1 protein-coding gene is annotated in these 1,608 nt (G+C 32.8%); it reads right to left on the bottom strand.

The window, feature by feature from the left end; translation table 11 throughout:
* Nucleotides 1-1,608, bottom strand: a 1,608-nt coding sequence (porU, locus tag FUA24_RS08230; RefSeq protein WP_148541260.1) for a type IX secretion system sortase PorU, incomplete at both ends; no start/stop codon positions are given.

Raw genomic sequence — 1,608 nt, forward strand, 5'->3', positions numbered from 1 at the left:
AACCCATCTTCACCACCATGACCAAAATAATTAACAACTAAAGCGCCATTATCTACGGCATTTACAAACGCTGTATTTACCTGCGGATACCTATCACCACCAGCCGATGATTCTTGTTGATAAGCATCGGTATGAATTTTTACAGAATTTATAAATGACTTTTCATTAGACACTAAATTACCTATTTCATCTGTAGTTTCTTGTAAAATACCTTCCCAATCTTTATCTACATCATCAGATACAAGTACAAAATTATTACGCCAAGCACCAAAAGATTCTTTTGTGTAATATGATGCAACTTTATCAACCATTTCTTTGGCTTGCTGTGGTGTTTTTGCTAAAATTCTTCCAACTGCAATGTCAAGCTTATTACTGGTGTTCATGTTACCTTCAGTATCATCCATCATACCATAAAAATCATCAGACACAAACGAATCTGTTAAACTAAAACTGTTGTATGAATACCATGAGGGTACAATATTAGTATTATTGTTTATTCTATCTTTATAATCAAAAGAAGCATCGCCTAATAAGCATAAATATTTAATTCGGTTTGCAGGAGCACTGGCGTTATCATAAATATACTTAACCACGTTTCTAATAGCACCAACATCTTGGTTTCCGGTACTAAACTCTGTATAAATTTGCTCTAAGCTTAATACTTTTACATTCAAATTATATTGACCTCTGTTTATTTCTGCTAGCCGTTCTGCTTGAGATACCATGTTTGCAGGTGCTACAATTAAATAATCTATATCTTTAAAATTTCCATTAGCATCATTAAAAATAGTGCCTTTAATATTTTGATTTACAACTGTTGTATTTCTATCATAACTTGGTGTAAAGTAGTCTTTTGAAGTAACGGCAACATACGTTTTTGCTTCACCTAAATTAGCCTTAAAAGTTAAATTATTAGCTGGTTCAGTAGGCACAAAGTTAGTTACATTGTAAATATCAGAAACATCCCACACTTCAGAAACATCAGAAGCATTACTAATATTATACTGCCCAATACCTGAGGCTATAGCTACATTTTTATTAGTAAACTGAAATTGTTTACCGTTAAAATTCAAAAGTCTTTCAGCCTCAACACTTATATAATCTACATACGCTACAGCACTTGGATTCCCTTGGTTATTGTAGTTAAGTGTTACCTCTATTTCATTAGTATTCACATTAACATCTCCTATATAACTGCCTTGGGTAGCCAACACTCTATCTGAGTTTGCAGGCATATTTATGCCTGTAACACTATTACCATTTACAATCAATTCCATGGTTGAAACCACAGGTGAAACTGCTGCTACATAAACTTTTAAATTAACAGGCTGCGTGGTTACTAAATCTGGCATATTGAATGTAAACGTTTTTGTGTTCTCAATATCAAACCTATCACCAAACCATCGTCTTCCTAAAAAAGCTAAATTATACTCATCTTTTTCATGAAACTTATAATCATGAAACGTGTTTATTTGTTGGTTTGCAGCAGCTGTTGGTTGCACAAAAGCACTTATACGCTTGCCAAAACCAGAACCTACATTAATATAGTAGTACGTTTTATTGGTATAACAATTAATATGTGTATTGCTTTCTGCATTAAACATTTTT

The organism is Seonamhaeicola marinus (assembly GCF_008085455.1).